This is a genomic window from Streptomyces lonarensis, assembly GCF_012033735.1.
In the GTDB taxonomy this organism is placed as follows: Bacteria; Actinomycetota; Actinomycetes; order Streptomycetales; family Streptomycetaceae; genus Streptomyces; species Streptomyces lonarensis.
In genome coordinates, this window is record NZ_JAAVJD010000325.1 from 1 (window position 1) to 4,667 (window position 4,667).

General features: G+C 73.3%; 4 protein-coding genes. 1 reads left to right on the top strand and 3 read right to left on the bottom strand.

The features are described 5' to 3' along the window. Nucleotides 1–52: 52 nt before the first annotated feature. From HCN56_RS23765 to HCN56_RS23775, 3 genes are all read right to left on the bottom strand, one after another. Nucleotides 53–1,270 carry a CpaE/TadZ family protein gene (locus HCN56_RS23765; protein WP_167974432.1) on the bottom strand — a complete coding sequence of 406 codons (1,218 nt, stop codon included), beginning with the start codon at nucleotides 1,268–1,270 and terminating at the stop codon, nucleotides 53–55. A 190-nt stretch (nucleotides 1,271–1,460) separates the two neighbouring features. Next, nucleotides 1,461–2,210 (bottom strand): Flp pilus assembly protein CpaB, encoded by a 750-nt coding sequence (gene cpaB / locus HCN56_RS23770; protein WP_167974434.1) that lies wholly within the window; start codon nucleotides 2,208–2,210, stop codon nucleotides 1,461–1,463. 97 nt (nucleotides 2,211–2,307) lie between these two features. Next, nucleotides 2,308–3,168 (bottom strand): hypothetical protein, encoded by an 861-nt coding sequence (locus HCN56_RS23775; protein ID WP_167974435.1) that lies wholly within the window; start codon nucleotides 3,166–3,168, stop codon nucleotides 2,308–2,310. Nucleotides 3,169–3,478: 310 nt separating this feature from the next. On the opposite strand from HCN56_RS23775, the gene HCN56_RS23780 reads away from it, so the two are divergent. After that, the gene (locus HCN56_RS23780; protein ID WP_376770923.1) at nucleotides 3,479–4,567 is read left to right on the top strand and encodes a chitinase; all 1,089 of its coding nucleotides are present in this window, start codon (nucleotides 3,479–3,481) and stop codon (nucleotides 4,565–4,567) included. Nucleotides 4,568–4,667: the final 100 nt, after the last annotated feature.

A 4,667-nucleotide genomic window follows, 5' to 3' on the forward strand; every position in this document is an offset into this window, starting at 1 on the left:
CCGCCGGCCCGGGTGGGTCGGCGGCGGGCGGCGGACGCCGGGAGCCGGTGCATCAGCCCTTGCCCCGGCGGCGGTTGGTGCGGTTCTCGGTGGGCTCGGCCAGCCCGATCTCGGCGGCGAGGTCCCACATGGCGCGTCGGACGGGCCCCCGGTGGTCGAGGTCCTGGATGCGTCCGGCGTCCTGTGCCTCCTGCAGCTCGCGGAAGTTGGCCGGGACCACCTCCCGCGCCACGCGGGTGCCGGTGATGCGGCTGATGAGCTGGGGCTGGATGTGGCTGGTCCGACCGAGCCGGTTGACGACGGTGAGGGTGTTGTCGGCCTTGCGGATCTGGAGCCGGTCCCACATGCGGACCATGCGGTTGACCGCCCGAACGGAGATGACGTCGGGGGTGGTGACCAGCAGGGCGGTGTCCGCCGTCTCGACCGCGACGGCGGTGGCGGGGTTCATCTGGGAGCCGCAGTCGACGACCACCAGGTCGTACCGGGCCCGTACCGCGGTGAGCAGTTGACGGGCGGCGGGGTCGGTGACCTCCTCGCCGCGTTCGCCCTCGGCGGGTGCGATCAGCAGGGAGACGCCGGTCTCGTGGGGGTAGACCGCCTCGGCCAGGACCTGCGGGGTGATGTCGCTGATGCCGGCGAGGTCGGCGACGGAGCGGCGGAACTGGACGTCGAAGTAGGAGCCGACGTCGCCGCAGAGCAGGTCGAGGTCGAGCAGGAGGACGGTGCGGTCGGCGGGGCCGCCGCGGCGGGCGGCGAGCGCCAGCTGGGTGGCGAGCAGCGTGGCGCCGACGCCGCCCTTCGCCCCGGAGACGGTGACGACCCTGCCGCCGGCGCCCGCGGGGGCGGGCTCCTCCCCGCCGAGGTGGCGGCGGACGCCGTGGGCCCACTGTCCGGCGGCGGCGACGCGGGACTGCAGTTCGTCGTAGGAGAGCGGGACGCCGACCAGTCCTCGGGCGCCGGACTCCATCGCCGCCGCGTACAGCCCGGCGGTGGGGTCGGCGGTGACCAGGACGACGCCGACCGCGGGGAAGCGCAGCGCGACCTCCCGGACGACCTCCAGGGCGGGGAGCGGTCCGATCGCCTCGTGGACGAGGACGACTTCGGGGAGGTCGGCGACGGAGGCGTGCGACAGCGCGGCGAGCGTGTCGAGGAGTGAGCCGGAGTCGGGGACCGCCCGCAGGGGTGCGGCGTCGGGCAACTGGCCGATCAGGGTGATCAGGGCCCGTGCGGTGTCCGGGTCCCCCACCGCGGGGAGGATGCGCGTCGTCACCTGCCGGTCCTTTCGTCCCGCGGGCCGCCGTCCGCCGGTGCGGCGGCGGTGGCCGGGGTGTCGTGCTCGTCAGCCGTCGTCCCTTCCCTTCCCCGTGGGGCGCTGGTCAGTACGGGAGGCGGCGGTGTGTCGGGGCAAGGGGGCGCGCCGGGGCGCCGGGGCGCGGGCGGGGAGGGTGCGCGGGTGGTCGTCACGGGTTCGCGCCCGGTGCGACGCCCGCGTGCGGGGAGCCGAGGATGTCGCCGACGACGGTGTAGGTGCGTTCGTCCTCCGGGATCTCGGTCTCCTCGCCGGGTGCGACCAGGGCGAGGCGGATCTGCTCGGCGAACGCCTCGGCGAAGGTGACGCGTTGGGCGTCGACGTTCTCCAACGCGAAGGTGATGGGGACGGCTTCGACCCGGTCGCGGTCGTCGGGGATCTCGGTGAGGTCGCCGACCTCGATGACCTGGGCGTTGTTGACCATCAGGCGGACCACCTCGACCTCCTCGCCGTCGGTGGACTCACGGTCCTCGAAGCGGTAGGCGGCGTACATGTTGATGGTGGCGCCGGGGTAGATCTTGCCGGCGACGCCGGTGGAGGCGTCGATCATGATGGCGATCTCCTGTTCTCCGCTGCCGAGTTCGGGGCGGTCGGAGATCATGTCGCGCTGGAGCAGCGAGCCGGGGGCCAGCGGGCCGACGGCGACCTTGCCGTCGAGGTCGCCGAGGTCGGTGACGGCCGACTCGGGGACGTACCGCTCGGGCATCAGCACCTCGCGGAACTGATCCTGGCGCAGCGGCTGGTAGGGCTCTATCTCCTCGGCGACCTCGTAGGCGACGGTCTCGGGGCCCACCTTGGACTCGACGTCCTGGATGACCGCGTAGACGCCGCCGAACGCGATGAGGGCGAGCACCAGCGAGACCAGCAGCAGTACGAGTCCGCGGCGCTGGCGACCGTTCATGGGGGCGATCTCTCCCTCGTCGTTCGTCCGGCCGGTCGGCCGGGGGCTGGTGCGGTCCGGGACGGTGGCCGCCGGGGGCCGCCTGCCGGGTCGGTGCTCAGGTCAGGGCGCGGCGCCCGGGGGCGGCGAGCGCCCGGGGGCGCCGCTCGACGGGACGGACGGGAGCGGCGCAGAAGACGCAGCGGTCGCCGATCATCGTCAGCCCGCACCAGTGGCAGAGTTCCTGCCGGACGGAACTGACCATCTGGTAGAGCGGTGCGATGTCGGGGATGGCGGCGGCGAATTCCACCAGGCGGCCGGTGCCCCACCAGTGGCGGGACTCCTCGGGCAGCGGGACCGGGTCCAGGGCGCCGACCCGCCAGTCGGCGGCGAGGCTCCCGGTGACCCAGTCGTCGGCGAGGCCGGCGCCGGCGTGGGTGAGGACGGTGGCGAACTGCGGCCCGGCCAGTTCGCCTTCGCCGGGGCGCACGCACTGCGGGCCGGGGCCGACGAGGACGGCGCAGGCTCCGGAGCGGGGGGCCTCGGCGTCGGGCAGCGGGAGCGGCAGCCGGTCGAGGCCCCGGCCGGAGGGCAGCAGCGCGCCGCAGTAGATGTAGTGGCCGAGGAGGCGGGCGGAGGCGCCCAGGACGCCGGGGCCGAAGTCGCAGACCGAGAGCTGCCGCAGTTGCCGGACAAGGGTGGCGATGCCGAGGGGTGGGAGGCGGCTGGGCAGCAGCGCCACCCGGTCGGTCTCCAACAGGGCTCGCACGGCGTGAAGTCGCTGCAGGTGGGCGCGGGGCAGCGAAGCGGGGTAGACGACGAGCAGGTGGCCGTGGCGTTCGAGGAGTTCGCCCGTCTCGGCGAGGGCGTCCTCGAACTCCTGCTTCTGCGGCGGGCTCAGCACGTGGGCGTCGGGGACCCTGGAATCGGGGGACGCCAGCACCAGATCGGCGTCGGTCACCGCGATGGCCATGGGCATGCGCCGCTCCCCCCGGGCCCCGGCGGCCCGTCTCGTGCAGTCTGTCTGCCAGTTGAGCAGCTTATGGCATCTTCCCCGCGGCGTCGCCGCTTCCCGGCCGGTTCCCGGACCGCGGTCGGTTCGGGTTTCGCGTCGGCCGCGGTGACCTGCGACGGGCCTGCGGGTGGGGCCTGTCGGCGGTCGGGGCGTCGTGTGACACCCCTTGACAGACGCATTGGTCTGGACCATCTTTCTCGCCATCGGTGGCCACCGGTTGTCCCATCAGACCCCTCTTCCTCCTCCGCACCCCACACATCAGCCGACGGAGGCGATCGTGACATCCACCCCCACTCCCACCCCCGCCGGGCACGCCCCGGCCGCCCACCGGCGCAGGTTCCGCGCGCTCACCGCGACGGCCGTCGCGGCCGGCGCCGCCGGAGCGCTGATGCTGACAGGACCGTTCTCCACGGCGACGGCCTCCGAGCCCGCCGCCGGCACCGCGGACGCCCCCACCGCCCGCGACGCCGCACCGAACGCCGTTCCGCAGCACGCCCTGACGGGCTACTGGCACAACTTCGACAACGGCTCGGTCATCCAGCGGCTCGGCGACGTGCAGGACGCGTACGACATCATCGCCGTCTCCTTCGCCGACGCCACCGCCACGCCCGGCGAGATCGAGTTTAACCTCGACCCCGTCCTCGGGTACGCCTCCGAGCAGGAGTTCAAGGACGAGGTCGCCGCCAAGCAGGCGGCCGGCAAGTCCGTGATCATCTCGGTCGGCGGCGAGGTCGGCAACGTGACCGTCAACGACCCCGCGTCGGCCGCGGCGTTCGCCGACAGCACGGTGGCGCTGATGGACGAGTACGGCTTCGACGGCGTCGACATCGACCTGGAGCACGGCATCAACGCCCAGTACCTCACCGAGGCGATGGACGCGATCCATGCCGAGGTCGGTGACGGGCTGGTCTACACGATGGCACCGCAGACCATCGACATGCAGAACACCGGGACCGAGTACTTCCAACTCGCCCTGAACACCCAGGAGTACCTGACCGTCGTCAACATGCAGTACTACAACAGCGGTTCGATGCTGGGTTGCGACGGCCAGGTGTACTCCTCGGGCACGGTCGACTTCCTGACCGCCCTCGCCTGCATCCAGTTGGAGAACGGACTGGACGCCTCGCAGGTCGGCATCGGGGTGCCCGCGTCGCCCGACGCGGCCGGCAGCGGCTACGTCGACCCCGGCGTGGTCACCGACGCGCTGGACTGCCTCACCCAGGGCACCAACTGCGGCAGCTTCACCCCCGACCGGACCTACCCGGAGCTGCGCGGCGCGATGACCTGGTCGACCAACTGGGACGAGCACGCCGGCAACGCCTGGTCGGACGTGGTGGGCCCGCACGTGCACGGCCTGTCCTGACCGCCGCTCCCGCCGCCCGCGGCCCGGGCGGCGGGAGGGGACGCGGTCTCCCCGGCCGTGTCGTCCTCCTGCTGCTGCCCGGCGGGCTCGGCTGCCTCGC